Source organism: Acinetobacter celticus, assembly GCF_001707755.1.
Lineage (GTDB): Bacteria > Pseudomonadota > Gammaproteobacteria > Pseudomonadales > Moraxellaceae > Acinetobacter > Acinetobacter celticus.
The window spans coordinates 26,595-52,722 of sequence record NZ_MBDL01000002.1; the positions used below are offsets into that span (position 1 = coordinate 26,595).

The 26,128-nt window shown below is 38.5% G+C and carries 31 protein-coding genes and 1 pseudogene; 5 read left to right on the forward strand and 27 right to left on the reverse strand.

What is annotated here, in order from left to right; all coding sequences use genetic code 11:
- Positions 1–292 precede the first annotated feature (292 nt).
- Positions 293–961, reverse strand: a complete 669-nt coding sequence (locus BBP83_RS03315) for an HAD-IA family hydrolase (RefSeq protein ID WP_068885995.1) — start codon at positions 959–961, stop codon at positions 293–295.
- A gap of 95 nt (positions 962–1,056) precedes the next feature.
- Between BBP83_RS03315 and BBP83_RS03320 the strand changes: the two genes are divergently transcribed.
- On the forward strand, positions 1,057–1,824 hold the full coding sequence (locus tag BBP83_RS03320) for a hydroxymethylpyrimidine/phosphomethylpyrimidine kinase (RefSeq protein WP_068886024.1): 768 nt from the start codon (positions 1,057–1,059) through the stop codon (positions 1,822–1,824).
- Between the two features lie 56 nt (positions 1,825–1,880).
- Here the strand turns inward: BBP83_RS03320 and BBP83_RS03325 are convergent, their stop codons facing one another.
- From BBP83_RS03325 to BBP83_RS03395, 15 genes are all read right to left on the reverse strand, one after another.
- Positions 1,881–2,939: a DUF1176 domain-containing protein gene (locus tag BBP83_RS03325; RefSeq protein ID WP_068886025.1), complete on the reverse strand. Its 1,059-nt coding sequence runs from the start codon at positions 2,937–2,939 to the stop codon at positions 1,881–1,883.
- A 55-nt stretch (positions 2,940–2,994) separates the two neighbouring features.
- A complete protein-coding gene (locus BBP83_RS03330; RefSeq protein WP_068885996.1) occupies positions 2,995–3,432 on the reverse strand; it encodes a YybH family protein in 438 nt (145 codons plus the stop codon).
- A gap of 107 nt (positions 3,433–3,539) precedes the next feature.
- Complete coding sequence (locus tag BBP83_RS03335) at positions 3,540–4,154, reverse strand: DUF2939 domain-containing protein (protein WP_068885997.1); 615 nt, start codon at positions 4,152–4,154, stop codon at positions 3,540–3,542.
- 87 nt (positions 4,155–4,241) lie between these two features.
- Positions 4,242–4,583 carry a YegP family protein gene (locus BBP83_RS03340; protein WP_068885998.1) on the reverse strand — a complete coding sequence of 114 codons (342 nt, stop codon included), beginning with the start codon at positions 4,581–4,583 and terminating at the stop codon, positions 4,242–4,244.
- A gap of 231 nt (positions 4,584–4,814) precedes the next feature.
- A complete protein-coding gene (locus tag BBP83_RS03345; protein ID WP_068885999.1) occupies positions 4,815–5,180 on the reverse strand; it encodes a 5-carboxymethyl-2-hydroxymuconate Delta-isomerase in 366 nt (121 codons plus the stop codon).
- Positions 5,181–5,288: 108 nt separating this feature from the next.
- A complete protein-coding gene (locus BBP83_RS03350) occupies positions 5,289–5,633 on the reverse strand; it encodes a zinc ribbon domain-containing protein YjdM (protein ID WP_068886000.1) in 345 nt (114 codons plus the stop codon).
- A 155-nt stretch (positions 5,634–5,788) separates the two neighbouring features.
- A complete protein-coding gene (locus BBP83_RS03355) occupies positions 5,789–6,136 on the reverse strand; it encodes a DUF488 domain-containing protein (RefSeq protein ID WP_068886001.1) in 348 nt (115 codons plus the stop codon).
- 12 nt (positions 6,137–6,148) lie between these two features.
- The gene (locus BBP83_RS03360) at positions 6,149–6,595 is read right to left on the reverse strand and encodes an SRPBCC family protein (protein ID WP_068886002.1); all 447 of its coding nucleotides are present in this window, start codon (positions 6,593–6,595) and stop codon (positions 6,149–6,151) included.
- A gap of 188 nt (positions 6,596–6,783) precedes the next feature.
- Complete coding sequence (locus BBP83_RS03365; RefSeq protein ID WP_068886003.1) at positions 6,784–7,200, reverse strand: ribonuclease E inhibitor RraB; 417 nt, start codon at positions 7,198–7,200, stop codon at positions 6,784–6,786.
- A 195-nt stretch (positions 7,201–7,395) separates the two neighbouring features.
- Positions 7,396–8,061, reverse strand: a complete 666-nt coding sequence (locus BBP83_RS03370) for an RluA family pseudouridine synthase (protein WP_068886004.1) — start codon at positions 8,059–8,061, stop codon at positions 7,396–7,398.
- A gap of 177 nt (positions 8,062–8,238) precedes the next feature.
- Positions 8,239–8,691 (reverse strand): hypothetical protein, encoded by a 453-nt coding sequence (locus BBP83_RS03375; protein ID WP_068886005.1) that lies wholly within the window; start codon positions 8,689–8,691, stop codon positions 8,239–8,241.
- Positions 8,692–9,316: 625 nt separating this feature from the next.
- Positions 9,317–10,021 carry a DUF1003 domain-containing protein gene (locus BBP83_RS03380; protein ID WP_068886006.1) on the reverse strand — a complete coding sequence of 235 codons (705 nt, stop codon included), beginning with the start codon at positions 10,019–10,021 and terminating at the stop codon, positions 9,317–9,319.
- A gap of 50 nt (positions 10,022–10,071) precedes the next feature.
- A complete protein-coding gene (locus tag BBP83_RS03385; protein WP_068886007.1) occupies positions 10,072–10,311 on the reverse strand; it encodes a DUF6868 family protein in 240 nt (79 codons plus the stop codon).
- A gap of 189 nt (positions 10,312–10,500) precedes the next feature.
- On the reverse strand, positions 10,501–10,707 hold the full coding sequence (locus BBP83_RS03390) for a hypothetical protein (RefSeq protein WP_068886008.1): 207 nt from the start codon (positions 10,705–10,707) through the stop codon (positions 10,501–10,503).
- A gap of 176 nt (positions 10,708–10,883) precedes the next feature.
- Positions 10,884–11,582 carry a hypothetical protein gene (locus BBP83_RS03395; protein WP_068886009.1) on the reverse strand — a complete coding sequence of 233 codons (699 nt, stop codon included), beginning with the start codon at positions 11,580–11,582 and terminating at the stop codon, positions 10,884–10,886.
- A gap of 271 nt (positions 11,583–11,853) precedes the next feature.
- Here BBP83_RS03395 and BBP83_RS03400 point away from each other — a divergent pair, with 271 nt between their 5' ends.
- A complete protein-coding gene (locus BBP83_RS03400; protein WP_068886010.1) occupies positions 11,854–12,207 on the forward strand; it encodes a hypothetical protein in 354 nt (117 codons plus the stop codon).
- Positions 12,208–12,352: 145 nt separating this feature from the next.
- Here the strand turns inward: BBP83_RS03400 and BBP83_RS14910 are convergent, their stop codons facing one another.
- The 5 genes and pseudogenes from BBP83_RS14910 to acnD all read right to left on the reverse strand — a co-directional run bounded on the left by BBP83_RS14910 (position 12,353) and on the right by acnD (position 17,124).
- Entirely contained in the window at positions 12,353–12,514 is a 162-nt protein-coding gene (locus BBP83_RS14910; protein WP_281180999.1) for a zinc ribbon-containing protein, read from the reverse strand.
- 175 nt (positions 12,515–12,689) lie between these two features.
- Positions 12,690–12,921 (reverse strand): annotated as a pseudogene (locus BBP83_RS15635) (antitoxin).
- Positions 12,922–13,033: 112 nt separating this feature from the next.
- Positions 13,034–13,762, reverse strand: a complete 729-nt coding sequence (locus BBP83_RS03410; RefSeq protein ID WP_068886011.1) for a hypothetical protein — start codon at positions 13,760–13,762, stop codon at positions 13,034–13,036.
- A gap of 178 nt (positions 13,763–13,940) precedes the next feature.
- The gene (locus BBP83_RS03415; RefSeq protein WP_068886012.1) at positions 13,941–14,375 is read right to left on the reverse strand and encodes a hypothetical protein; all 435 of its coding nucleotides are present in this window, start codon (positions 14,373–14,375) and stop codon (positions 13,941–13,943) included.
- Positions 14,376–14,505: 130 nt separating this feature from the next.
- Complete coding sequence (gene acnD / locus BBP83_RS03420) at positions 14,506–17,124, reverse strand: Fe/S-dependent 2-methylisocitrate dehydratase AcnD (RefSeq protein WP_068886013.1); 2,619 nt, start codon at positions 17,122–17,124, stop codon at positions 14,506–14,508.
- Between the two features lie 261 nt (positions 17,125–17,385).
- On the opposite strand from acnD, the gene ygfZ reads away from it, so the two are divergent.
- Complete coding sequence (gene ygfZ / locus BBP83_RS03425; RefSeq protein WP_068886014.1) at positions 17,386–18,108, forward strand: CAF17-like 4Fe-4S cluster assembly/insertion protein YgfZ; 723 nt, start codon at positions 17,386–17,388, stop codon at positions 18,106–18,108.
- An 11-nt stretch (positions 18,109–18,119) separates the two neighbouring features.
- On the opposite strand, the gene BBP83_RS03430 is transcribed toward ygfZ, so the two are convergent.
- Positions 18,120–19,304: a PQQ-dependent sugar dehydrogenase gene (locus BBP83_RS03430; RefSeq protein WP_078055388.1), complete on the reverse strand. Its 1,185-nt coding sequence runs from the start codon at positions 19,302–19,304 to the stop codon at positions 18,120–18,122.
- Between the two features lie 139 nt (positions 19,305–19,443).
- On the opposite strand from BBP83_RS03430, the gene BBP83_RS15425 reads away from it, so the two are divergent.
- Positions 19,444–19,764, forward strand: coding sequence for a low molecular weight protein tyrosine phosphatase family protein (locus tag BBP83_RS15425; RefSeq protein WP_068886016.1), 321 nt, complete (start codon positions 19,444–19,446; stop codon positions 19,762–19,764).
- 28 nt (positions 19,765–19,792) lie between these two features.
- Here BBP83_RS15425 and BBP83_RS03440 read toward each other — a convergent pair whose 3' ends face one another.
- Complete coding sequence (locus BBP83_RS03440; RefSeq protein ID WP_068886017.1) at positions 19,793–20,038, reverse strand: hypothetical protein; 246 nt, start codon at positions 20,036–20,038, stop codon at positions 19,793–19,795.
- Between the two features lie 333 nt (positions 20,039–20,371).
- Between BBP83_RS03440 and BBP83_RS03445 the strand changes: the two genes are divergently transcribed.
- A complete protein-coding gene (locus BBP83_RS03445; protein WP_068886018.1) occupies positions 20,372–21,178 on the forward strand; it encodes a tetratricopeptide repeat protein in 807 nt (268 codons plus the stop codon).
- A gap of 117 nt (positions 21,179–21,295) precedes the next feature.
- Here BBP83_RS03445 and BBP83_RS03450 read toward each other — a convergent pair whose 3' ends face one another.
- The 4 genes from BBP83_RS03450 to BBP83_RS03465 all read right to left on the reverse strand — a co-directional run.
- Positions 21,296–22,222, reverse strand: coding sequence for an AEC family transporter (locus tag BBP83_RS03450; protein WP_068886019.1), 927 nt, complete (start codon positions 22,220–22,222; stop codon positions 21,296–21,298).
- Between the two features lie 91 nt (positions 22,223–22,313).
- Positions 22,314–23,423: an NADH:flavin oxidoreductase/NADH oxidase gene (locus BBP83_RS03455; RefSeq protein ID WP_068886026.1), complete on the reverse strand. Its 1,110-nt coding sequence runs from the start codon at positions 23,421–23,423 to the stop codon at positions 22,314–22,316.
- A 25-nt stretch (positions 23,424–23,448) separates the two neighbouring features.
- The gene (locus tag BBP83_RS03460; protein WP_068886020.1) at positions 23,449–25,608 is read right to left on the reverse strand and encodes a TonB-dependent receptor; all 2,160 of its coding nucleotides are present in this window, start codon (positions 25,606–25,608) and stop codon (positions 23,449–23,451) included.
- Positions 25,609–25,629: 21 nt separating this feature from the next.
- On the reverse strand, positions 25,630–26,128 hold a 499-nt coding region (locus tag BBP83_RS03465; protein ID WP_141689946.1), incomplete at its 5' end, for a carbohydrate porin.

Below are 26,128 nucleotides of genomic sequence, written 5' to 3' on the forward strand. Positions count from 1 at the left end.
TCAACAATTTCAAAACTTGAGTGAACTGAATGATCACCAAAAATAAAATTGTCCCTGAAATAAAAAATCCTGCTCATAAAAGCAGGATTTTTTATTTCAATATTGCATCTATGACTTTGCCAAATCACACGTCGAAAATATCAAGCGCAGGGTAAAATAACTGCAATATTAAAAATGCTCTACCCCAATTGTGGAAGCTATGCCTTCATATCCTATTGTCTTATTACTATAGGTCTCGTCCTACGGAGCTTATGCATAATTACAGTAACGCTTTATTTTTCAGACCAACTTTTTAAGCCGATTTACACGATAACTGTGGAATGACCTGTAATAACGCATCAAAATTTTCAATCACCATTTTAGGTTGTGCATGGGTCAATTCTTCTGCAGAACCATAACCATAAGCCACGCCAATGCTATCTATACCATTGCGACGTGCACCTAAAATGTCATACTCACGGTCGCCCACCATCAAACATTCAGAAGCAATCAACTGTTCTTGTTGCAAAATATAAGCAATTAAATCGCCTTTATTGGTACGTTCGCCAGAAAGTTCACTGCCATAAATTGCAATAAAATATTCTGCCAGTCCAAAATGTTCTAAAATTCGCTTGGCATAAATGGTCGGTTTTGCCGTGGCAACAAATAACTTAAATCCCTGCTGTTTTAGTAAAGCCAAGGTTTCAGCCACGTTGGGATACACTTGATTTTCAAATAACCCAGTTACCGAAAAACGCTCACGATAGCCCAACAAGGCCTGTTCAGCCAAATCATGCTCTAAAGCCACATTTAAAATTTTAGCCAAAGATGCTTTGAGCGGTGGGCCAATAATCCAATCAATATTAATATTTTCAGCAATTGGGTGACCCACTTTTTCGAGGCCGTAACGAGCAGATGCAGTAATGCCAACTTTCGGATCGGTTAAGGTTCCGTCTAAGTCAATCAAAATATTTTTAATCATTGCCCGTACCATTTTGTCTCTTGGCAAAAATGCACTCGAGAGTTACCTGAAAGTTGCCTATACTAACCCAAATTTTGTGTAAGAAGGACATGATTGTGCGCCCTACTGTACTGTGCTTTTCTGGTTTAGATCCCTCTGGCGGGGCTGGTTTGCAAGCCGATATTGAAGCGATTGGCCAAAGTGGTGCACATGCTGCCATTGCGTGTACAGCACTGACTGTTCAAAATTCGCAACAGGTATTTGGCTTTACAGCAACCCCGAAAGATTTGTTATTGGCACAGGCGAATGCCGTGGTGCAAGATTTACCCATCACCTGTGTTAAATCAGGTATGCTCGGAACAACCGATAACATTGCAGCTCTTGCGGTATTTCTACGCGAGCACCCCAATTATTTATACGTATTAGACCCAGTCTTGGTGGCAAATAGTGGGGGCTCTTTGGGCAATCAAGAAACCTTAGTCAAAGCCTTTGTTGAACTGATTCCATTGGCAACACTAATTACCCCCAACACAGTCGAATTACGTGCATTAACAGGTGAACAAGACTTAGAACAAGCAGCTCAGAAGCTCTTTGCCATGGGGGCTCAAGCCGTTTTAGTGAAAGGTGGCCATGAAGATACGCCAGACTTTATTCGCAATGCGTTATATATAAAAGGCGAACTCATTTCTGCAAGCCAATGCCCTCGTTTGGACGGTGAATATCATGGATCTGGTTGTTCATTGGCCAGTTATATTGCGGGACGTTTAGCCTTAGGTGATGATTTAAAAGTGGCTGTACATCATGCTGAAGTTTGGTTGTTTGGCGCCTTAACAAGTGCAGAAACCCCTGTACCGAATGGGCAGAAAATTCCAAAGCGTTTTTAACGCAATCGAGTTGGAAATATTGATTTTTCTCAAAAAGCACCAAACTTGGTGCTTTTTTATTGTACTTCTCGCACCTTACTAATCAACAAAGGCATATCCCAAGCACCACCGACAAAACCTTTACACTGTGCTTGTATCACCTGATAAGTTTTGACAAAACGGTTGCCATTCCATGCCCACTCATCTTGCGTACCACAGTCACCAATACCACGTCCTTTCTGCGTTGCAAAAATTTGCCCTTCACTAAAGCTAGACGCCGATGTAGTAACAAATTGCTGTATCTGCTTCAGCGATTTATCCATCACCCAATAACCATAGCCGTAATTATACGCCCCCAGCCAACACGGTGCTTCAACCACCATATTTTGACGATTTAACGGATAAATCGTGATTTGATCTTCAGACAAAAAATTCTGATCATATAAGGCCCAACAATCTTCTTTACTGGTCGTTTTTTTCAGTATAAGGGCTAAACGTTTCGCTTGAACATCATTCACATTTAGACGTTTCGCCATGCCTCGCTGATAATGCTTCATTTGAGTCAAAGGTAATGGCTGTGTTTTTAAAACCTTATCATTGGATTGTGTTCCCTTACGTATCAACGCCGAGGTCGTTCCTATCCGCTTTTGAAAATCATCAAACTTTAAAAGTACTGCGCTGGCCCCAGCAGTAGACAATCTCCACTCCAACCCATCGGCTTTCCATACAATAGGCTGTGTGCTTTGCACTGCTTTCAGTAAGGCTTCTGTCTGCCCCTTCGATAATTTCCCTTCACCTGTTTTTTCATCTACAGATACCGTGCCATAACTCTGCCCCAACATCAAAATTTCTAATTGCTTAGATGATATTGGAATCTGTTCCTTGACAATTTTAACCCGCCCAACTACAGGTGTATTCCCTCCAGCTGCACGTTGAAGAAGTAATGATATCGGACGATCTAGATACTCATCGGCTTGATACCCTGCCACGCGACATGCTCCCGTATTATCACAGGCAAGTTCCCAATCTTTATATATAAAATGTAGACCAGATATTTCAGCAGCAAAGCTTAGGTTACTTAATAAAGCCAAACCAACAGCCAAACCTAACCGCGTATTGATTGTGTTTTTATGCATTGCCCACCCCAAGTATTCCATGGCACTAAAATGCGCTTTTAAAATAACAACGAATCTACGAAAAATCCCATTTCACTGGTTCTCTGTCTTGAATTTCGGTTGGCAATGAAATATGTTGATGCACAATTTTCCATTGATCGCCCTTTTTTCGAAAGCAAATGGTCGTCCTGCACCACAATATATTAGGTGTAGGAATGCCACTTTCGACATCAATTTTCGAAAAGCAAGAAACAAATGCCAACTGGCTTTCTGCTTGAATATGAATTCGATCGCGAAAGACCCGAAGTCCGCTCTGAAAATAATCTTGGTAGCGCGTCCAGATTTGCTGATAAGCACTCACCCCGACCAATTCCGAACTCACATCAAAGAGACTCACATCTGCACTACACTGTGCAATAATTTGATGTAGATCTAAGCTACAAATCGCCTGATCCCATTGTTTAAGAACAGCAATAATTTCCTGCCCCACTTGTTGATTTCCAGTCACTTTCATAGTGTGCTCCAATACATAAAGCGTCTACTGACTATTATTCAGATTAAAATAACCTTATTAAAGAGCATAATATTTATATCTTTAAATTATCTTAAAAAAGTGCGCTTCTAACTTGGCAATAATACTGCTGTTATTTTCCAACTCAAACCTGCCCGCGTCATAATCACACGGGTAGCACTCCCCGAGTCGGTTGGTATCACAATGTCAAACTGATTCCATTTCGTGTAATGTGCTTTTCGTTTCGCGGGGCTTACAACTTTTGTCGGTAAATGCTCAGGTAAGGAAGGTTCAATATTAGGAAGGCTACTTAATGCGTCCAAGGTGTTTTTTAGTCCAAGAACGTCATTTATATTATTTTTAGTGGCTCGTGTATTTACACCAATGGCCTCTTTCAGTTCTTTGCCTTGCATTAAAAGTAAAATGGTTTGTTCATTCATGACCACATCAATCAGCTGATCACCTAAAGCATTATTCAGTTGATTTCCCCATTTCTGCAAAGCTTGAGGTAAATGCTCAATCCCGATAGCCGTATGCATTCGTTGTTGTATTTGTGGTTTTAAACTGGCTTTGACTTGAGCAAAATCGATATATTTTGAAATTCCTACTGCATTATTTTGCTGATAAGCCTGATTGATTTGATACAACACCCAATACGGTGAAGCAAAGAACAGCGCAATCCCAATTAATATAAGCCCAGAAACCCCAAATTTTAGCGCCTTCATTTCTTCCCCTTCAGTTAAAAAAGCATGTTATTGAAACATGCTTTTAGCGTAGAGAAGCAAAACATCCTAAATCAAAATATAATGCTGTTAAGTAACGATGGTTAAATCCTTAATGGTTTCACTGCCTCCATTATGTTTGACTGACTCAATGCCTTTGTCACGTGATTGCTCACTTCCATAAAGTTGACTGGTACCAATAATTTGATGATTGGCTGCTTTCAAATTAAAATACGGTTTACCATTTTTGGCCTCTAAACGGTCATAACGACCATCTTCAGGGCTATTTTTTTGAACGGATTCAATGCCATTTAGTGCAGAAGCTTTTGCTTTATACAGCTCACTGGTTAAAATCACTTCACTATTACCGGCTTTTAAAACAAACCGATACTGACCGTCGTTTGCTTGACTAATTTCATACCAACCTGCCATTTCACACCTCTGCACTTATTATTAAGTTTTTAAGATAGAACCATATTGTACAAAAAACATTCTACTTAGATGAATATAATAGAATTTAATCAAAAAAAACAATATTTTTTTGCTCAATTTTAGTATTTTCATACCAGCAAATTAAAAATTTTTAATATTTTATTTTTCAATAGGATATAGCAATATTTTGGCTAAAAAATACGGCACATGGCCGTACTCGTATCATTATTTCTATTCAACAATTTGCTTACTATAGGTTTCTTTGTTCATTTCCAGCATTTCTACGCACATTTGAATACTCAGTCCCACAGGTACTGTGACATTTTCTTGAAGCACCTTTAATAATAGGGCTGAGATTTCTTTCTGTATGGCTATACTTCGCCCTGTCAGCAAAGACACTTTAATATGCATATAGGCTTGCTTGTGGTCTTGTTCTAAACCAACAACATAAACCTGCTGGCAAACTGCACGACTTTTAATATCGAGGGCTGAATTAACATAACCCGATGCAAAAAAAGCACGGTTTAAGGCTTCTAAGACTGGACGTGCATCAAACGGTTGGAGGTTATCTGAGTATTCTAAATGGATATGTGGCATAAGGTTATCATCGTAAAAAGTGTCAAACTATTATGCCTTGCCCAATAAAAATGCGCTGAACGATTTTCATCAAACAGCGCATTGAAAAACAATAGAATAAACGAAGAACTAAGCTTTTTTCACATATTCAGATTTTAGTTTCATTTGGCCAATGCCATCAATTTTACAGTCAATATCATGACCATCTGAAGCATCAGGCACTAAGCGAATATTTTTTACTTTTGTACCCACTTTAACCACTGACGAGGAACCTTTAATTTTTAAATCCTTAATCACAGTGACGCTGTCACCATCTGCCAAAAGATTACCGTGCGCATCTTTAATCACAGCATCACGATCAGTTACAGTATCTTCGCCATCTTTCCATTCATGCGAACACTCTGGACAAATCAGCAAGTCACCATCTTCATATGTATATTCTGACTGACATTTTGGGCATTGGGGTAAAGACATAACAACCTCAAAAAATAAACCGAGCAACAATGCTACGCAAAAGACCAATATAACATTTTTATTTTTTTCATAAACTTAAAACACTTATATATTCTAGGGTTTTATTCAAGACTCAGTAACATGACGTATTTTAAGCCCCTAAAAACAATGATAACTCATTGTTCTAAAATGCGTTTAAGTACTATGGCATGGTTTTTTTCTGTATTTTTCGCTGCAGTCAACAAGGTAATTTTTTCTTGTCGTGCTAGGGTCTGAAATTGCTGAACCAAGCTATCTTGTAAAGCCAATTCTGTTTCATAACGTTGCTGAAATTCAGGCCAATGCTGTTCAATGTCTTCGTGATACCATTTTCGTAATGTATTAGATGGCGTCAATTCTTTCGGCCAAAAATCTAATTGAGCCAACTCTTTTTTAATGCCTCTAGGCCATAATCGATCAATTAAAATTCGTTTACCGTCTGTAGCATCAATTTTTTCATAAATCCGTTTGATTTGTATATTCATAGCTTCACTATTTTATTCATCTGATATTGCGGGATTAACCAATAAAGAAAGTAATTGTAAAGACTCTTGCCAGCCCAAATAACACGCATCGAGTGGAATTACGTCTGGCAACCCTGCTTGAATAATCGTAATTTCTGTACCCACGCTCACGGCTTTAAATTGCACCGTCACTTCTATCTCGGCAACCAATTCTGGCATATCAAATTGGTCGCTATAACGTAGTAATTCATTCGGGATGACTTGATGATAATGACCATGAAAAGCATGTTTTGTTCCAGTACTAAAGTTGGTAAATGACATGCGATAATGACCACCAACGCTGACATCAAAATGCTCAACATGAGCTGTGAAACCATGGGGCGCCATCCATTTCACGATGGCATCGGCTTGGGTAAATGCGCGATAAACCCGCTCTGGTGGTGCACTAAATACCCGATGAAGCTTGACTGTATTGCTCATTATTGTTCCGACCCTTTGAGCTGTTTTATTTTAATGTAGTCTTTTACGAAAAATCTGTACAGGGTATTATTGTGTAATAATTAATCATTAATGTTTCATCACTGATGCCATGTATTACGGTATTTCACACAAAATAAAAAGCCCAGCAATGGCTTGCTGAGCTTTTTGTTAAAACACATCATTCATCTTTAAGGTGCTTTATTAGAAGGTTCAATTTCTGCAAGATTTTCATCTTCAAGATCTAAACCTTCAAGGTCTTCATCATCATACACATAGGCCATGCAACCCCAACCATCATATTCGCCACCAAACTGGCTGGCAATTTTGGTAAACCACTCTTCTAAATCGACAATATCTGAGTACTCTGGTTCCATATAAACATAGATGGTAATGATCCACTCACCAGATTCTTCATCTTCAAAAAGACTGATTTTCTGTTCTTCTTTAAGCAAATATAATGCACATTGATCGGCTTTTTCTTCATGTTGAAAAGCCAGAGAATATTCAATTTCGTGCGCTTCTGCTAAGTCATCACCGTCTTCACGCATTTGCCATAAGACATTACCGTTATCATCATCTGGAAATTGTTGGTAGTCACGTGTCATACGTAGTCCTTGTTGTGCTTTTCTTGTACAACTTTTAGATTAGCCGAAATTTGCTACAGTTTGTAGACTAATTACAAGGTATTTTGCTTAATTTTTTTATTGTACCGTTACCCAATGGCCTCATGAAAAAATAGATTTTCAGCAATGTTATTTTTCAATAAAGCTTAAAACTACGTTATATCTCACCCAATACATTTAAAAAGGCACATGACCTTTTATTTCAATGGTCTTGCCCGTTAAAGGGTGCATAAATGCCAAATAACTGGCATGTAAAGCCATACGTTTTAATGGACTCTGCTGCGCATTGGGATGATAGATTTTATCGCCTGTAATTGGGTGGCCAATATGCATCATATGTACCCGTAGTTGATGTGAACGCCCTGTAATAGGCGTCAATAAAACACGAGTAATATCCTGTATGGCATCATAATTCAGCGCTTGGTATAACGTTTGTGCAGATTTACCCAGTTCATCATGCACCATTTGTCGCGGTCGGTTTTCCCAATCGGTAATCAGCGCTTTATCAACACAGCCTTCTCCTTGAAGTTGCCCTTGCACCAAGGCAATATAATTTTTCTTTACAGTACGTGCTTGAAACATTTTACTGACGGCAACTTCTGCCTCGCGATGCTTCGCAAACATTAAAATACCCGACGTTGCCATATCTAAACGATGGGTGATTTTTGCCTGAGGATATTGTGCCAACACTCTGAAATACGCACTATCATGATGTTCTGGCAAACGCCCTGGTACAGACAACAATCCCGCAGGCTTTTCAATGACCAATAAGTGTTCATCTTCATGAAGGATCGATAATGGGTCTTGCGGAGGCATATATACAAAGTTGGGGTCTAAAGGCATGACGAAGCGCTTGGAAGGCGAAAATTTGGCGCAACATAACAAGTCGATTTAAACCTGTCAATGTATTGAATATGAGCCGCTTGCTCATTCATGTTGTGTATTCAAATGAATAAATTGAATTCAAAAAGATGCACTAACCATCAAAATGTTCAAGTGCTAAACCATCACTTTAAAAGCCTATTTGAGCGAGGTTAATATTTTTTGATCATTACGCAAATAATGCTGTTTAATCACCTCAAGCTCTTGATGAGTAAAGGCATCTAATAATTCACGTGTGATTTTTAAACTTAAATGCGACAATTCTACAGCCATAGCCCTATGATATTTTAACAAACCAAAGAGGTTTTTCTGTTCGACCTCTACTTCAATATCACTTTCAAAATGAAAAGCCAGCACCTCTGTCTGAGGCAATTCTATAAGACTAATTTTAACGGTTTGATTCAGCATATTATCTGTCACAGTAAATGTCGCCTGCCCGTCTGGTATTTGTAACATGAGAATTTGCAGCTGTTTCCAATTCATCGTATTAAATTTATTCATGACTTCTTCTGCGGTCATGTCTGGAAAATATTCTGTTTGTACTTCCGAAATATGTTGCGGATGTCTCAGGTCTAAATCAAATGCTGTCATTTTTATTTGCCCTTTGAATATTTTTAATTAAATTTTATCAAGAGTTTTAAATAAATCATAGAAAATCGTCACGCAGAAAAAGATTAATGTGTGAAATCAATCAACTTTTTTGATCATTTGATGTGGTTTTATTGCAATGCTAAAACTGAGAGTAAATGAAGATGAGAAAAATGGACAGTTAGAATTGAATTGTTTTATTATTTTTGATGATAAAAACTGAATTTTGAGGGTGGAGTAAGAGAAAACTTAATGTTTACTTCAACTATCATGACTTTGTAAATCGTGATCTTATAGCCTATAAATTTGTAATCTATAGCGTCCTAAGCCGAATCGAGACCTTTTGGGTAAGTACTGCACTCGCGTTTTGCGCCGCTCACAGCATGCTGCTCTTTTCGATCTCTGTCACACCCTTAAGACTTATATTAGCCAAAACCCGAAGGGATTAATTTCCGAAGATTTCCTCATTTTCACTATTTTTAGGAATTTTTTTCGTACATTAAGCCATTAAAAGTATTTTTTCCCTACAAGGCTCAAATAACAGTTTTTTATTGCATTAAAATGCCTTAGTACAAAAATATTTATTACATCTCGCCTTTTAATGAAATTTTAAATCGTCCAATCACGACTAATTTTTGCGTTTACTCATTTCTGACAGTAAATCGAGCTGTATTTCCTGAATTTTGGCCAATCTATCCCATTGGTGCATCAGCAGATGATCAATTTTTTCATGCAAGTTTCGAATTTCCAATTCTGCTTTTAAATTCACCTGATAATCATTCTGTGAACGCAGACGGTCTTTGGCTTCCTGACGGTTTTGGCTCATCATAATGACTGGTGCCTGTATGGCTGCCAAACACGACAAGATTAAATTTAATAAAATAAAAGGATAAGGATCTGCGGGTTGTTTCACCATAACGATGGTATTGACGATAATCCAGAGCACCAAGAAACAAGCAAAGCAAATAAGAAAGGCCCAGCTCCCGCCAAAGGTGGCAATTTTATCTGCCAAGCGTTCGCCAAACGTCCAGTGTTGATCGAGCTTATTTTCTACATTTTTACTAATTAGATCATGTTCTTGCATGCTATTGATGACTTCATATTCTAAGTTAGTCACCTCACCTTGTTCTGAACTTAAAATAGACTGCACATACTGCATACGGTATTTGGTTAAATCGGCTTGGCATATATAGTCTAGTCCTGTACTTTCTGGAAAATCCTGCGCTATTTCTTCTGTAATGACTTTACGGATTGTGCCTAATGGAATAAGACTTTTCAGTGGAAAGCTTTTTTTACAAACCAAACATAAATACGTTTCTGTTTTTCCATTCATCCCTTACCCTCTCTTTTTCCGTTAAATTTCACGTCATTCATTGTGCAAATTTAGAGTAATTTTAATGCAATATATGGCACAAGATTGAACACTAAAATGAGTATTTTATATACGGCCATTGCACTGTAATGAATGGTATCAAATTGTGTGTCAGACAATTTAAACCACTGTAGATGTAATTTTTTAATAAAATTTTTAATAAAAACAAAGGCCAAAAACCAAATAATTAAAATGGCGTAATTTAAGATTAAGCAATAACCAAGAAAACTTGTCCATTGGGTCATGTTCATCACACAAGCTCCTATTCTTTTATAATTTTTATTTTAGTCTTTATAAATAAAATTGGCGTTTAATTTTTGCAAAATATAAATCGATTTTTTTATGGGATTTAATTATTTAGTACACGCTCATTATGAACATGTTCTACTTATTATCAAAAACTCTACTTTTCTCAAGCAGAGTTTTACAGTCTATAAAGGTTATACGCTACAACACTTACTACAAGCGTCTACTTTTTCTTTTGGCCAATTCATTCTTACACGCTTATAAGCCAACTCAAAATTGGCAAAATAACCAATTAAAATTTGCTCATCAAATTTTGGCATGTCCTCACAACCCAAGCTTGCGTTATGCATCAAATATCCCCCATTAATTGACACTTGCTCATCTACAATAAATTTAATCATTTACAGTTTCCCCTATATTTTTTTTAGAAAGTTCAACTTAAAAATAAACCCATACAAAAAGTATGTATTTATAAAATTAAATGAATGTTGAACAAAAATCAATCATGTTTATTGTTTTTTAATTTGCCTTAAAATACGTGATAGATGAGTGCTTCATGGCTTGCATATCATTCTTATTATTCAAAATTGAGTTCATCAAAATCTTTAATTGTTGACAGATAAATAGGCGGTGTTTTTATATTTGACCATGTTTCTTTAAATTTTGGATCACCATCAAGATCTTCATTTAAATTTTTTCGAATGACTTTCTTATTCGTTAAAAAATTAATGCTGGTTTCACTGTCGACATATGGCCCATGATTGCTTGAGCTGTCATACCCAATTAAACGTAAGTCCTGATTCTGCAATCTAAAGCTATAATTCCAATAGCCATAGCGACCATGTCCATAATGGACATTCAGCAAACCTTTGTTAATTTCAAGCCATAACTCAGGTGCAAAATACACGCCTCCTTCTTCATTTTCTGAAGAGAAACAACTGAGGTTGCTGAGGATTGGTTTGTATTTTCCTTTATCGGCGAGTAATACAATTATGCCACGGCGGTTTTGATCCAATTTCCCACGATATTCATGATTGACCCATTGCGTTGGGTCTGTAGCTTTTACAATGAGGACTAAATCCTGAATACCATCGTTATTGAGGTCGCCTTGTATTGCTTCAAACAGCACATATTTTGCAGGGAGATAAGCTTTGTATTTAAGCTTATCTTTTTGCAGTTGAATCTGTTCAGCTGTGGGTTGTTCAGCAAAGGTGATACGTGGAATAAACAATAGTGTGGATAGCATTAAAACTGTAGCAAGAAGCGAACTTTTCATGATGTGTTAATTTTTGGAATAGTTAAGTCTGCTTAGCTAAACATACGCCCTGATACCATTGCAAGTATTAAGCCATTGAACAATATAACAAAACAAGATTGATAATATACATCAGGTTATCCCTTCAGCTCTTTGCTTAAAAAACAGCTAGAAAGGACAGCAAAATTTAGATTTAAAAAGTATTTCATTGAACCTCAAGCATCTTTAAAGTTATTGATTTTAAATGTTTTCATGTAAAGTGGTCGCATAGGTTTCAAGGAATATTATCACCATGAAAATAAAAATGACCCTCTTGATTATGCTCACGGCACTCTCACTGAGTTCATGCAAAATACTAAAAACACATATTGTAAAAGTAACCAGTTCAAGTGAACCACAAGCACATGATGTTTTATTAAAAACCACCAAAGGCTATGTGTATTTGTCTACACAGAACATGACAGATAAACAAAAAGCAATTTTAAAAAATCTACGTCCTTTTCAATGCTTAGAAATTAAAACACCTGAACAGTTTGCCATGCACAACAGAGAAGTTCGATTTTATGAGTTTAAAATTAGATCTTTAGTGGAAAGCGATAAAGAATGCCGAAAAATTAAAGTCACGGCACGTATTGAAATCCATTGATTTTAAATAGGTTTAGAATTTTTTCTATTATGATTGGTTATTATTTTTTATCTAATTGAATTATCAATGAACAAAAAGCCCCATCGGATGATAGGGCTTTTTTTAAAACAGGATTGACTGTTTTATTAGTTTTGCTTTGGCAAATTTATTTTTTAAATTCAGTGCCATGGCATTTGGTACACGGGGGTAAACGGTCTGTACCAATTTCTAAATAAGTGCGTTTGCCGCACTGAACACAAAAATAGAAGCCTGTTCCGGGGATTGAGCCAGCAGTAACCATTTTTGTTCTCCATGTGTTTTTAGAAATGGTAGAACCAGTATAACTTTTTTATGATGGATGTCTATTGATCATTTCGACAGGTGATGGTGGCGTTTGGGCGAAGCATAATTTCGCCTTGAAATTTTAGTTGCTTTACAGAGTTTTGCTGATCCAGTTTTCCACTTGTATCCCTTCGACGCGTAGAAATTCTTTTTTATCTGTTTCAGAACTCTTCTCGTTCTTGCGGTGGTTCGTTTACTCTTTCTTCTGCATATAAAGTCGACTGGCATTTGCGCCAAAACTTTAAATAGCTGATCTGCTGTGACTGGTTTTTCACGCAGTATCACTTCATCACCACGGCGAAAGATTTCGACTTCTTTGCGTTCAAAGCGAAATTCTTTGAGTACGCGAATGGCTTGGCTACGACCTGTCATAAAAACTTTTGCGGTAGTCATGGGGCGACTCCATCAGTTTTGTTGTCTATCATATGACAACAGATAGCAAAATTCTAAATTACAACCAATTATTGTTCCTATTAGCACTTTAAATTGCACATTATTTATGGAATTAAACTCTATGCTTCTGTAAGCACTCATGGACTAGTTTTGTTACTTCTTTAAAGAGTTTAGGTGTTTGTTCACCACTATAAAGTACAGTACTTGGATTTAACCCTTTTTTTATACAATTATAATAAAGCTCTGATTCATAATAGATTCTCCCAACAAAAAAAACTAAATGGCACTTCCATTGTTCATCTTCTTCTAATTCTTCACTAATTTTTCCATTTTCTATTAGCAGTTCTTCAATCTTTATAGATCTAGAATTAATTATATTCTTTAACTTCTTCTTACTTTCTTCAAGATTCCATTGATGAGCAAAATCATTTCTTATTTTTCTGAAGCTATTAAGCTCAAGTAAAATATCTTTACTAATGAGATCAAAAATGTATGCAATTTGAATTCTGTTTGAAAAACTAGATACACTCCCAAAGCCATCTAAAATAGACTTTGCCCCTCCAGGAACACCTTCAGGTATAATTCTCTTAAGAAGCCTTTCAAAACACTCATCAGCAAAAGAACACAAAATTATTGGCAAATATTTTATATCTTCTTTAATAATCAAGTCTAAAACCTGTTCTAAATCTTTTAAATTTTCGTAAATACCTCTATCGCACTCTTCGATAAATAGTTTTATTTCATGTTTGTGAAAGCTATTTTTATAATTTCTATATACTTGTAATCCATTTTTTTCAAAAGCACTCAGTTTTAATTCATTTATATCATCATCGTAATTCATCTTTTATCTCTCAATATTTCTTTACAAAAACCAACCCTTAAAAGCAGGATCTTTTTACAACAGTATCAATTACTTTAATTATCCTCACTTTTCAAAGACGAGAAGCTCTGTTTGCTTCGTAAAAGGTAGATTATAAATTACATCAAGCCACCACTTCCCCTTCCAAGAAGTATTAAACTTACTTCATAATAAAATTAGGATCTTCAATTGACTGTTGTTGAATTTCTTCAGATGATTTAGGAACTTGAATCAATGGACCACATCCTTTAAATCTAATAATTCTTTTTGTAACTTTACGACCTTTAGCACTTAAACCAAAATCAATCGTTTCACTTTCGATATTTAAGCCTATATTACCTTTCCCTGAAATATCATAGTATTCTTCAATTTCAACCTCCTCTGCTGAGTCAATTCTTCTTGAAATTGCTAATTCCTGTTCGACCTTTGCTTGAGTGAGTAATACACTCGCTTGAATTTCAACTCTCATCGCCGCTTCTTGCATCTCAGAAATCGTAGAATCTGCTGATTTATCAAATTGCTCTGTAATTTTCTTTAGACCCAAATTAAATAATGTACCTGCAACGAAATTTACAACCATTAGACTATAACCCATTAAAAAACCCCACTTAACAGTAGGGTCTTTTTTAAACAATATCAATTACTTTAATCTCCCCTAACCCCTCTTTAAAAAGAGGGGAACTCCCTCCTTTTTAAAGGAGGGTTGGGGTGGATTAATTAATTATTTAAGCCACATTCCCTTCTAAAAAGTCCTGTGCAAAGCGTTGTAACACACCGCCCGCTTCATACACATGCACTTCTTCTTCGGTATCTAGGCGACAGGTCACGGCAACTTCAATAATTTCATTCTTACCATCTTCAGTCGCACGCTCAACCACCAAAGTTAAGTCAGAACGCGGCGCAATATTACCAATCACGCTATACAGTTCCGTACCATCCAACTTTAAGGTTTTACGGTCAACGCCTGCTTTAAACTCAAGTGGTAACACGCCCATACCAACCAAGTTAGTACGGTGAATACGCTCAAAACCTTCAGCAACAATCACTTCTACACCTGCCAGACGTACACCTTTGGCTGCCCAGTCACGACTAGAACCCTGTCCGTAGTCTTTACCCGCAATAATAATCAACGGTTGCTTACGGTTCATGTAGGTTTCAATCGCTTCCCACATGCGCATTACTTCGCCTTCAGGCTCTACACGTGCTTTTGAACCTTGCTTCACCGTACCATCTGAACGACGTACCATTTCATTAAACAATTTCGGGTTGGCGAATGTTGCACGTTGCGTGGTGAGGTGGTCACCACGGTGTGTTGCGTATGAGTTAAAGTCTTCTTCAGGCACGCCCATTTTCGCCAAATATTCACCTGAAGCACTGTCTAATACAATTGCATTCGAAGGTGACAAATGGTCGGTGGTAATGTTGTCACCTAAAATTGCCAACGGACGCATATTTGCCAATGTACGCGGTGCAGCCAAAGCGCCTTCCCAATACGGCGGACGACGGATATAGGTACTTTGCGGACGCCAGTTATACAACGGACTTTCAGACTTCGCATTCACACCCAAATCAAACATTGGAATATAAATCTTTTTGAATTGTTCAGGCTTCACTGCAACTTTCACCAAAGCATCAATTTCTTCATCTGACGGCCAAATGTCTTTGAGGTAAATTGGATTGCCATCTTTGTCATTACCCAATGCATCCGTTTCAATATCAAAACGAATGGTTCCTGCAATCGCATAGGCAACCACTAAAGGCGGCGATGCCAAGAACGCTTGTTTTGCATAAGGATGAATACGACCATCAAAGTTACGGTTACCTGAAAGCACCGCAGTTGCGTACAAATCACGTTCGATAATTTCTTCTTGGATTTTTGGATCTAACGCACCAGACATACCGTTACACGTGGTACATGCATACCCTACAATACCAAAGCCGAGTTTTTCTAAATCGGTGAGTACGCCGGCTTCTTCTAAGTACAATGCAGCTGCTTTAGAACCTGGTGCAAAAGAAGATTTTACCCAAGGTTTACGCACTAAACCTAACTCATTGGCTTTACGTGCCAGTAAACCTGCGGCCACAGTATTACGCGGGTTAGACGTATTGGTACATGAGGTAATGGCTGCAATAATCACCGCACCATCAGGGATTAAACCTTCTGCTTCTTGCGCACGTGCTGCTTCTAAATTGCCTGCAATACCTTTGGCTTTTAAGTCCGCAGTCGATACACGTGCATGTGGGTTTGACGGCCCTGCAATGTTACGTGTCACAGTCGATAAGTCAAAACGGAGCACACGTGGATATTGCGCTTGTTTCATATCTGAAGCCCAAAGACCAATTTCTTTGGCATATCGCTCAACCAATTTGACTTGATCCGCTTCACGACCTGTTAGGGTTAAATAATCAATAGTGTTCTGGTCGATATAGAACATCGCAGCCGTTGCGCCATATTCAGGGGTCATGTTGGAAATGGTCGCACGGTCGCCCACTGACATGCTGTCTGCGCCTTCACCAAAGAATTCGAGGTATGCACCAACCACACGTTCTTTACGCAAAAATTCAGTTAATGCTAAAACGATGTCCGTTGCTGTAATGCCTGCTTGACGCTGACCAACAAACTCCACACCAATGATGTCTGGTAGACGCATCCACGATGCACGACCGAGCATGACGTTTTCAGCTTCTAAACCACCGACACCAATTGAAATCACACCCAAAGCATCGGTATGTGGGGTATGTGAGTCTGTCCCTACACAGGTATCTGGATATGCCACACCACCACGGTTTTGAATCACTGGCGACATTTTTTCCAAGTTGATTTGATGCATGATGCCGTTGCCTGCAGGAATCACATCAACATTTTCAAACGCAGTTTTAGTCCATTCAATGAAATGGAAACGGTCTTCGTTACGACGGTCTTCAATCGCACGGTTTTTCTCGAAAGCTTCAGGGTCAAAACCGCCAAATTCTACAGCCAAAGAGTGATCGACAATGAGCTGCGTTGGCACTACAGGGTTTACTTTCGATGGATCACCGCCCTGCTCTGCAATGGCATCACGCAGACCTGCAAGGTCAACCAATGCCGTTTGACCAAGAATGTCATGACACACCACGCGTGCAGGATACCAAGGAAAATCATGATCTTGTTTTGAGAAAATCAGTTCTTTCAGTGACTGCTCCAAAATGGCAGGATCACAACGGCGCACTAACTGTTCAGCCAATACTTTTGATGTGTATGGAAGTTTTGCATAAGCGCCTGGCTGAATCTGTTCAACGGCTTCTCGCACATCAAAGTATTCTAGCTGGGTGCCTTGTAGTGGTTTGCGGTGATTATTGTTCATAGCGTTCCTGCCTTTGGTGTTTCATTTTTCTTCACTGTCTTTACGAGACAATTCATCTTTATCTGATAGGCATACTACACTGTCGAAAACCCATTTCCCAAATCTTTTATATTTCATAAGCTTAGGTATGAAAACAGGGGGTTTGGAAACAATTAGTTACATTAACTTTTAAATATTTACGCTAAATAGGATTTTTTCTGAAAAATAGCGGAAAATAGCCCTCATTCTTTAGTATTAGATTTTAAGGTAGGCGAGCAATTCATGAGCGATCTGGCTTTTTCCTCTTTCACTTTAATTGGTGTAGATGCACTCAAATTTTTACAAGGCCAAGTGACCGTCAATGTTGAAACTTTGGCTGAAAATACAACGCAGTACACCGTCATTTGTGATTTAAAAGGTCGTATTCACTTTGGTTTATGGCTAACAAAACGTAACCCTGAAAGCTTTGAAATTGTCACGACCGAAGATCAGTCGGAAGAATTTGCGAAGCACATTAAAAAGTTTGGAGCGTTCTCTAAAATGAAACTTGAACCTACGGGTTCAGTTTTTCCAACCTTTACACATGACCGTACCACGTTCTCTACTGAAGCTACCGATATTTCGGCATGGAAAGTACAAGCCATTACCCATGGTGAAGCGTTTATCACTCAAGCCATTGAGCATGTATTTCAACCTCAAGAACTACGTTTACACCAACGTGAAGGTGTGCACTATGACAAAGGCTGTTACTTGGGTCAGGAAGTCATTGCGCGTTTGTGGTTTAAAGCCAAACCAAAGGCATGGTTGCATTTAATTCAAGCTACGGGCACTGCGCCTGCGCAAGCTGAACAGCTGAATAAAGGCGTTCAAGTGGTGAATAGCGTTGCGGTCGATGACGGTTATATGGCATTAGTTGTTGCCCGTCCCGATGCTTTGGAAGAGTTAGACGTAACTGTTTTAAACTTGCCTGAATATTTGAGTGGCGATGTCGCAAGACCTGCTTAAGTCTATATATGTTAGGAAGAATTCTTCTTCCTAACATAATAAATTACACCTGCCCGATCATCTGAAAAATAAAAAGAATTTTCATCAATACGGTAAATATCTGCAGGTCGCCCATACACCGTTTTACCCACTAAAAATCCATCCATAAATGTCTGTAGTTTTTGACCTTTACGCATAATGGCAATTTTATAGCCATGACCAATCTTTTCATCAGTTGAACCATGTAAAGCCACTAAAAAAGAATTTTTAATCGTGTCATCTGTACTGCGTTGATCAAAATAGTCAAAACCTAACGCAGATGAATGTGATGAAAAATAAGCATAAGGAGATGGTACATTTTTACAACCTGAGGGACGTTTGAATTTTGGATCTACCAAAATTTTACCCTTCGATGAATAGCACGATGGCCAACCATAATTTGCATCTCGTTTGAGTGCATAAAAAGTTTCATCAGGTTGATTATGACCCAAATGGTCTACACCTTGATTGGTCGCAAATAAAAAATTACCCACCCATTTCAAACCGACTGCATTGCGCAAGCCTGTTGCGTAATTTTTTTGTTCCGAACCATCAGGATTCATTTCTAAGACTGCCGCTCGAACTTTTTCTTTCTCGGTGCAAGCATTGCAACTTGAACCGACGGACACATAAATTTTCCCGTTCCCACCGATGGCAATCGTCCGCGTTAAATGCCAACCACCATATTTATAACTTAAGCCGTAATCAGGAAATGTCGCTAAAACCTCGGCTTTACTCGTTGGTTTAATTTCGTCTTGGGTAAATTTTCGTCGGGTGAGTTGATTCGTTTCAGCAATATACAACCAATCTTGTCCTTGAGGGTCTGTATAAAATTGCACTGAATTAGGATTATGTAAACCCGTCAGATAAGGGATTATTTTGCCGAATTGACCTGTTTCAGCACTCCATTTATCCAAAATATAAATGATACCTTTTTCATTATCAGATAAATCATGCATATCCGTGATAAACATTCTGCCATCAGGCGCTTTAGCAAAAAAACGAACTCGTTTTAAGCCCTCGGCCGCAGGAATGATGTCGTAATTGGATGGAAGATTTAATGAAAAATGCTTTCCATTTTTCAAATTAATTGGATGCGGAACAAGATTTGGTTGCCCTGCTAAACTTGCCATAGCACATACTAAACTTATAAATAAGATCGACAGTATTTTTATCATTTTTAGATCCGTCCCGACTCTTCTTACGAAAACAGCTTTTTTATGATATATAACTTAAATGAAAAGTACATCGTCAAATACTTTGGGTTAACTATATTTAAAGATAGCAATCAGCAAGAATCGCTTTAGGGAATCTCCTATTAATTATCTATTTATCTGTAGTCGTAACCAATGGCGCAGTCCAACGGCGGAACGCATTTTTGCTATTGGTTTTGGCATACACACACGTTCAGCTGGAACCAGCAAACAGGCAAAGCATCAAGTTTCAGCCAAAGATATTCTTTGGGCAGATCTAATTGTCGTGATGGAGTACAAACACAAACAAACTTTGCAGGAAAAGTTTTCCAAGCAATTAAAACATAAGCGCATTATTGTGCTAGATATTCCTGACGAATATCATTATATGGATGAAGAACTCATTGAAATTCTGAAACTTTCAATGAGCACACATTTAGCTTAATACTTTTAAAAACAGTAAATGATGTCTATTAAAAATCGTGAAACAGCTTATTCATATCTTTGCACAAATAGTCTTTAAAATGAAAAGCACGCGCATGTTTTGCATCAAATTTTGCAGTATGGCCGTCTTTTTCAAAAATATAGACGCGATCTTCTTTACTCACTAAAAACTCAGCGCCCAATTTCATTAATAACGCATCAATCTTATCTTCATCAGCAATAGATTCATCCTGACTCACTTTTAAATAGTTACGCTTAATGCCTTTAATGAACATGGATCTACTCGCTATAAAATTCAACCGAGATTTAAACAAACATTGGCTCAAAAGCAAAGTTCATTCTGCTACTCATTTTATATCAAGAAATAAAAACGTTACGTCTGCTCTTCAGCTTTTAAACAAAATGGAGTGTTTTTCAACCTCTATTGAAGCCATATATGCCTAATTTCAACATCGATTATACAAATATATACGAAATCTTATTGCAATCCACAAATCATATATTTACATTCAGATAATTAAATTTATGATGTTATATGCAGTCTTTCACATCTACCATTGAATACATAAATGGAATTATGTACATGTTTATAAAAGGTTTTTAACACTATGAAAAAAATTATACTTGCTAGTATCATTGCATTATCTTCTCAATTTGCACTTGCAGAAATAGATACCAAATCTATTGACCCTGAATTTGCAAAAATTGAAGCCTTAGTTAAAGCTAAAAATATGACGGGGGCTTATCAAGCCCTAGAAAAACTGGCAAAACAAGGCAATGCACAAGCGCTGTATAACCTTGGCTACCTCACTCAATCGGGCCAAGGTACTGCAAAAGATGACAAGAAAGCCCTACAACTGTATGAACAAGCGTCAAACAAAGGCTACCCTGTTGCAAGCTATGTCTTAGGCAAAAACTATATTGTGGGTTCAATGGGTTTAAAATCTGACCCTGCAAAAGCCAAACAGTATTTAGAAAAAGCCTCTTCACAAGGTTTTGATGATGCCAGTGTCGATTTAGCCATTTTATTATTCTCTGAAAATAAACCTGAATCAGATAAAGCGGGTTTAGCAAAGCTAGAGCCTTTAATTAAAAAAGGAAACTATCAAGCGATTCATGCCAAGGCTTTATATGACATCAGTGCTGGCTTTAAAAACAAAGAAGAAAAGTCCGTTCAACAAGGCCTGACCAGCATTCAAGACTTAGCGAAAAAAGGCTATATTCCTGCATTGATGGCTGTAGGCAATATGTTTGCGAATGGCAATATCATTCCACAAAATTTGACCGAAGCACAAAAGATTTTTAGCGCTTTAGCGAAAGAAAATGTGCCACAAGCCAAAGAGTCTTTGGCGACAGTCACCAAAATGCTCGCTGAGCAAGCAAAAGCACCAAAACCTGCGACCAAAAAGAGCTAAGTTTTCTATAACAACCTCAATCTTAGTTCATAAAAAATCTCTGTCGATGCAGAGATTTTTTATGAACGCCTTTCTCTTATTTATGCAATAAATTTATAAAAATCTTATTTTTACAAATTAAGCCCACCATAGGGTAATCAATAGGCTGATGATGATAAAACCTAAAATAGTGCTCATTAACAGAGGTGTTAAGGTTTCATCCTTCAAACCATAAGCCTGTCCCAACATACCAAACATGGTTGGCATTGGTAAGGCCGCTATAATTGTGCCTGCATACAACATTTCCTGACTGACATCGGTTAAATATTTCAAACCCAAATAAACCAGTAGTGGCATCATCATATTGCTGGAAAGAACCAAATAGATGCTCTGTTTATTAACATGTTTCAGTGTTAATCCAACAATTCCTCCGCCAATAGCAAACAATGCTAAAGGAGATGCTGTTTGCCCTAATAAGACCAATACTTGATTCAGTTGATGCGGAATTTTAATTTGAAAAACCGCCCCTAAAATACCCAACATCACGCCCATAAATAACGGATTTTTCAATAGCATCAATACGGTTTTTTGGATGATTTTAAAAATATTGGCTTTTTTCTGTGCCCCTATTTCCGCCAAAATGAGTACTGTAGGAACCAGTAAAACACTTTCAATAATGACCACTAGCGAAGTATAGGTCATAGCACTTTGCCCCATAAGCAAAGTCAAAACCGCTGTCCCGATTAACCCAGTATTGGACATACCCGCGCCTAAAGCCAAGACTGCCGATTGTGAAAAATTATTTTTAAACACCTGTAAAACTACAAAAAAGGCTGCACCATAGAGCAGTAAAGTCACACTGCTATACACCAAGAAATAACCTGGGTACCAAATTTGTTGTAAGTCTTTAGACGCGAGGGACTGCAAAAATAAGGCGGGCAATGCAATTTTAATGACAAAAGAGCCAATTGTTCCAACCTGATCTTTTGTCAGTAAGTGGCATTTAACAGCAAGATATCCCAAGGCCAATAAAAAAAATATGGGCACAATGATCTCAAAGACCATTTTTGACTGTCCTATGTGATGAAAATAAAAGGGGCTTAAATCATAGAATGATCTTGTAATTTAAACCCGTTATTTCAAACTCAATTGAAGATTAAAATGCTTGAAATAAACCGCTTAACCCGTGGGGTTGGCAACGTAAATACTGCGGGGTAATACGCACGGTTTCGCCCAGTTCAGCAGCTGCATGCCACGGCCAACGAGGGTCATATAAAATCACCCGTGCTATGCCAATTGCATCGGCCTGTTCGTATTGCAAAATCCCTTCCGCTTGCATGGCTTCTGTAATTAAGCCCACAGCAATGACTGGAATATTCACGGTTTTTTTAATGGCTTCAGCAAATGGCACTTGAAAGCCAGCATGTATGTCCAGTTTCTGCTCGACATGCAAGCCTCCACTAGACACATGAATATAAACTGCGCCCAGTTGCTCTAAAGCTTTAGATAAGCCAATAGAAGACTCTACATCCCAACTGGCGACATCATCCATCCAATCTGTAGCAGAAAGGCGTACACCTATTGGAAAACCTTCAGGCACTGCATTTTTCATTGCCTGAAAAACTTCTAAAGTCAGGCGAATACGGTTGGCGAAGCTCCCGCCATATTCATCGGTACGTTGGTTCGACAATGGCGACATAAATTGATGGAGCAAATAACCATGTGCGGCATGTAATTCAATTAAGTCAAATCCTGCATCTACGGCACGTTTTGCCGACGCTGCAAAGTCAGCAATCAGCTGCTGAATGTCTGCAACTGTCATCGCATGTGGCGCATGGTCTTGCGGATAAAAAGGGAGATTACTGGCAGAAATCGTTTGCCAACCCTGTGCATGACTCGGTGCCAATTGACCACGACCATCCCAAGGTTTATCTGTCGAGGCCTTACGGCCTGCATGCGCCAACTGGATGCCAATGGGCATAGGTGATAGGCTTTTCACTTTAACCAGTAATGCTTTTAATTGCGCACCTTGCAAGTCATTCCATAAGCCTAAATCGGCATAGCTAATACGACCTTCAGGTTGAACAGCTGTGGCTTCTATAATACACAACCCTGCACCCGACAATGCATAATTGGCCCATTGCTGTTCATGCCAATAACTCAGTTCGCCCTGCTCATTGGCCGAATATTGGCACATGGGTGCAATGACAATTTTATTGCTCAATTGCAATTGGCCAAATTGGATTGGTTGGAATAATAAAGACACGCTCATCTCCTTGCTGATTTACTTTTTAAAATACTTTTGTGACACTAAAGCCTGCGCTCCAGTTCATACCATCCGCTGGTTCAAAGAAACGACCATTACCATCATTTACAATCACAGAACCAATATAATTTTCATCAAATAGATTATCTGCGCGGACATACGTGCGTACTTTCCAATCCGCTTGTGTCCACACATAGCCTGCATTGGCAGATACCACGGTATAGCTTGGCGCTACGTCAGAATTAACATCATCGACATAGACTTTATCCATATAGCGGATATCAAGTCCTGCATTAAAGCCTGTTTCTGGTTGCCAACCGACTGCAGCAAAAGCCTGATTTTTAGCAATTCCTGGAATCAAGTTTCCTGATGGAATTGCTACTGCTTTCGGCTTAGTTGGATCGGATGGATTTGCAATTTCTGGTACAAATGCATCAAAAGTGGCATCAATATAGCTATAGCTGGCTTGTGCTGTTAAGTCACGCCACAATGCTTTGTTCCAAGACAATTCAGCCCCTTCTCGCAAAGTTCGGTCAGCATTTCTAAATGTTGCTCGTCCATTTTCAGTACCAGCGGAGACAATATCATTTTGAGTTTTACTTTGGAAAATTGCTGCCGTGAAATTGCCCCATACGTTTTGCGCTTTGATACCTAACTCATAATTGTCACTGCTGGCAGGTTGCAAATTAAAGTTCATTCCATCATTGGCTGAATAAGCCATTTCCGTAAAAGTTGGGGTTTCAAAGCCTTTGGCATAGCTAATATAGGAAGTGAATTCAGGCGTCATTTTCCAAGTTAAAGCAATAGAAGGTAAGAGCTTGCTATAGTCGGTTTTACCACTATCATCGCCATTATTTTTATTTGGATCAGCATCAAATTTGATGTAATGATCTTTTGATTGGTAATGGACATTGCTATAACGTAAGCCTGCATCTACAGTCCAGGCGGGTAGAAAGGTCCATGAGGCTTGTAAATACGGGTCTAAATTCCACAGCGTATTGTTTTCATTACGGCGTAAGTCACCTTTAACCCCATAATTCCCATTGGCATCAAAGTTCTCAAAACCTTTGCGCTCTTCATCCATAGAATCAAAAGCTAAACCTGCCGTAAAACGCGTATTGGGCAATAAGTCTTTACCTGTCCAACGCAGATCAGTTCCGTAATAGTCACGGCTAAAATCAATCACACCACCTGCATGACGTGGATTCGCTTGTGCGGTATTTGGAATTGACTGATATTGAGTGACTTCACGTTGCCCTGCATAAGCCATAGCATAAATTTCATGCTGATCATTTAAAGGCTTTGACCAAGTTAAACCTGTTTGCGTCTGATTAATTTCTTTGCGTACATCAAATATATTTTTAGCATCATTGACTTGCTTAGGGTTCGCTTTCCACTGTTCACGCGTCAAACCTTGCGGATCATTTGCATGAATATCCACATGATTTACAATCCAGTTAATCTTAGAACCATCTTCCAAGTCCCATGTCAGTTTTGTATTACTTAGAACCTTTTGAGCAGCGCTGTGTTCACGATAACCATCCGTATCAAAATATGATGAACTGACCACATAGCTCGGTTCACCCGCATTTTTTGCGCCACCTTGTAAAATGACATCTGCACGGTTTTTATTGTGACTTCCTGCCGAATAACCCAGTTCAATTGAGTCCTGACCAGAACCCTCTTTGCTCGTTGTTAAAATTGCCCCGCCCGATGAATTGCCATATAGCGAAGAAAATGGCCCACCCAGCACTTCAATGTGGCTCAAACTACTTAAATCAATATTCGAGGTTTGCCCTTGTCCATCTGGCATGGTGGCAGGAATACCATCTACATATATACGAACGCCACGTACCCCAAAAGTCGAACGCGCGCCAAAACCGCGCATCGAAAGTTGTAAATCTTGTGCATAATTTTCACGGTTATTCAACTGCAACCCTGGAACGCCTTTTAAGGTTTCCGTTAAGTTTACACCCACGTTATTTTGATTTTTATCGGGTTCAATCCGATACACCGAAGCCGGTGTATTTAACCATGCCGTATCTGTACGGGTAACTTCTATTTGAATGGTTGGCAGTAAAACAGGTTCCGTAGAACCTGTTTCTGCATATAAACACTGACAGATGCTTGCCGTTAGCCCCAGTAAAGTCATTTGAATCGGAAAATTAAACGCTTTACATTGCATCGGCACACCCGCTTTTAATCATTAGAATATTACTTTAGAGCTTAAACCAACCACCAAGGCGTTATCAACTTTATCGCTTGCCCCAGGATGGATAACATATTGAAGTAGTGGTCTTAACATAAATGATTTCAACGGGTAATACGAATAATTCAGTTCAATATTATATTCTTCACCTTTATTTAATATTTCTTTGGTACTGCGGAAACGCTCATTGACATGCACGCGGTTTACGCCTAAACCAATAATATCGTTTGGATGTCCGTCGAATGCACCAATATATTTCAAGCCAATTTGTTGTGAATGATCCACTTGGGTGGTTGTACGGTCATGGAACGTAAAGTTAGCAAAACTATGTAAACCACGACGGCCTTCGCCAGCAGAAGTTAATTGCTGTTCAAATGAAATCCAACCGCCATAACTGCGGTCTTCGCCCACGGTTCCGGCTTTATAGGCAACATCATATTGGTTTTTAGCGTCATCGGCGGTGTTGTTCAGCATACCCACCCGATAACTTTCCCGG

Coding starts and splice junctions, on each gene's coding strand:
- BBP83_RS03340 (WP_068885998.1), bottom strand. CDS start 4,583: ATGGCAGGTTGGTATGAAATTAGTCAAGCAAACGACGGTCAGTATCGG.
- BBP83_RS03410 (WP_068886011.1), bottom strand. CDS start 13,762: ATGAATTACGATGATGATATAAATGAATTAAAACTGAGTGCTTTTGAA.
- BBP83_RS03355 (WP_068886001.1), bottom strand. CDS start 6,136: ATGAATATACAAATCAAACGGATTTATGAAAAAATTGATGCTACAGAC.
- BBP83_RS03375 (WP_068886005.1), bottom strand. CDS start 8,691: ATGACAGCATTTGATTTAGACCTGAGACATCCGCAACATATTTCGGAA.
- BBP83_RS03330 (WP_068885996.1), bottom strand. CDS start 3,432: ATGAAAGTGACTGGAAATCAACAAGTGGGGCAGGAAATTATTGCTGTT.
- BBP83_RS03450 (WP_068886019.1), bottom strand. CDS start 22,222: ATGGTCTTTGAGATCATTGTGCCCATATTTTTTTTATTGGCCTTGGGA.
- BBP83_RS03335 (WP_068885997.1), bottom strand. CDS start 4,154: ATGAAGGCGCTAAAATTTGGGGTTTCTGGGCTTATATTAATTGGGATT.
- BBP83_RS03440 (WP_068886017.1), bottom strand. CDS start 20,038: ATGTTCATTAAAGGCATTAAGCGTAACTATTTAAAAGTGAGTCAGGAT.
- acnD (WP_068886013.1), bottom strand. CDS start 17,124: ATGAACAATAATCACCGCAAACCACTACAAGGCACCCAGCTAGAATAC.
- BBP83_RS03315 (WP_068885995.1), bottom strand. CDS start 961: ATGATTAAAAATATTTTGATTGACTTAGACGGAACCTTAACCGATCCG.
- BBP83_RS03395 (WP_068886009.1), bottom strand. CDS start 11,582: ATGAAAAGTTCGCTTCTTGCTACAGTTTTAATGCTATCCACACTATTG.
- BBP83_RS03365 (WP_068886003.1), bottom strand. CDS start 7,200: ATGACACGTGACTACCAACAATTTCCAGATGATGATAACGGTAATGTC.
- BBP83_RS03430 (WP_078055388.1), bottom strand. CDS start 19,304: ATGATAAAAATACTGTCGATCTTATTTATAAGTTTAGTATGTGCTATG.
- BBP83_RS03370 (WP_068886004.1), bottom strand. CDS start 8,061: ATGCCTTTAGACCCCAACTTTGTATATATGCCTCCGCAAGACCCATTA.
- BBP83_RS03345 (WP_068885999.1), bottom strand. CDS start 5,180: ATGCCACATATCCATTTAGAATACTCAGATAACCTCCAACCGTTTGAT.
- BBP83_RS03385 (WP_068886007.1), bottom strand. CDS start 10,311: ATGAACATGACCCAATGGACAAGTTTTCTTGGTTATTGCTTAATCTTA.
- BBP83_RS03325 (WP_068886025.1), bottom strand. CDS start 2,939: ATGCATAAAAACACAATCAATACGCGGTTAGGTTTGGCTGTTGGTTTG.
- BBP83_RS03445 (WP_068886018.1), top strand. CDS start 20,372: ATGAAAAAAATTATACTTGCTAGTATCATTGCATTATCTTCTCAATTT.
- ygfZ (WP_068886014.1), top strand. CDS start 17,386: ATGAGCGATCTGGCTTTTTCCTCTTTCACTTTAATTGGTGTAGATGCA.
- BBP83_RS03380 (WP_068886006.1), bottom strand. CDS start 10,021: ATGAATGGAAAAACAGAAACGTATTTATGTTTGGTTTGTAAAAAAAGC.
- BBP83_RS03390 (WP_068886008.1), bottom strand. CDS start 10,707: ATGATTAAATTTATTGTAGATGAGCAAGTGTCAATTAATGGGGGATAT.
- BBP83_RS03360 (WP_068886002.1), bottom strand. CDS start 6,595: ATGAGCAATACAGTCAAGCTTCATCGGGTATTTAGTGCACCACCAGAG.
- BBP83_RS03415 (WP_068886012.1), bottom strand. CDS start 14,375: ATGGGTTATAGTCTAATGGTTGTAAATTTCGTTGCAGGTACATTATTT.
- BBP83_RS03350 (WP_068886000.1), bottom strand. CDS start 5,633: ATGTCTTTACCCCAATGCCCAAAATGTCAGTCAGAATATACATATGAA.
- BBP83_RS03400 (WP_068886010.1), top strand. CDS start 11,854: ATGAAAATAAAAATGACCCTCTTGATTATGCTCACGGCACTCTCACTG.
- BBP83_RS03460 (WP_068886020.1), bottom strand. CDS start 25,608: ATGCAATGTAAAGCGTTTAATTTTCCGATTCAAATGACTTTACTGGGG.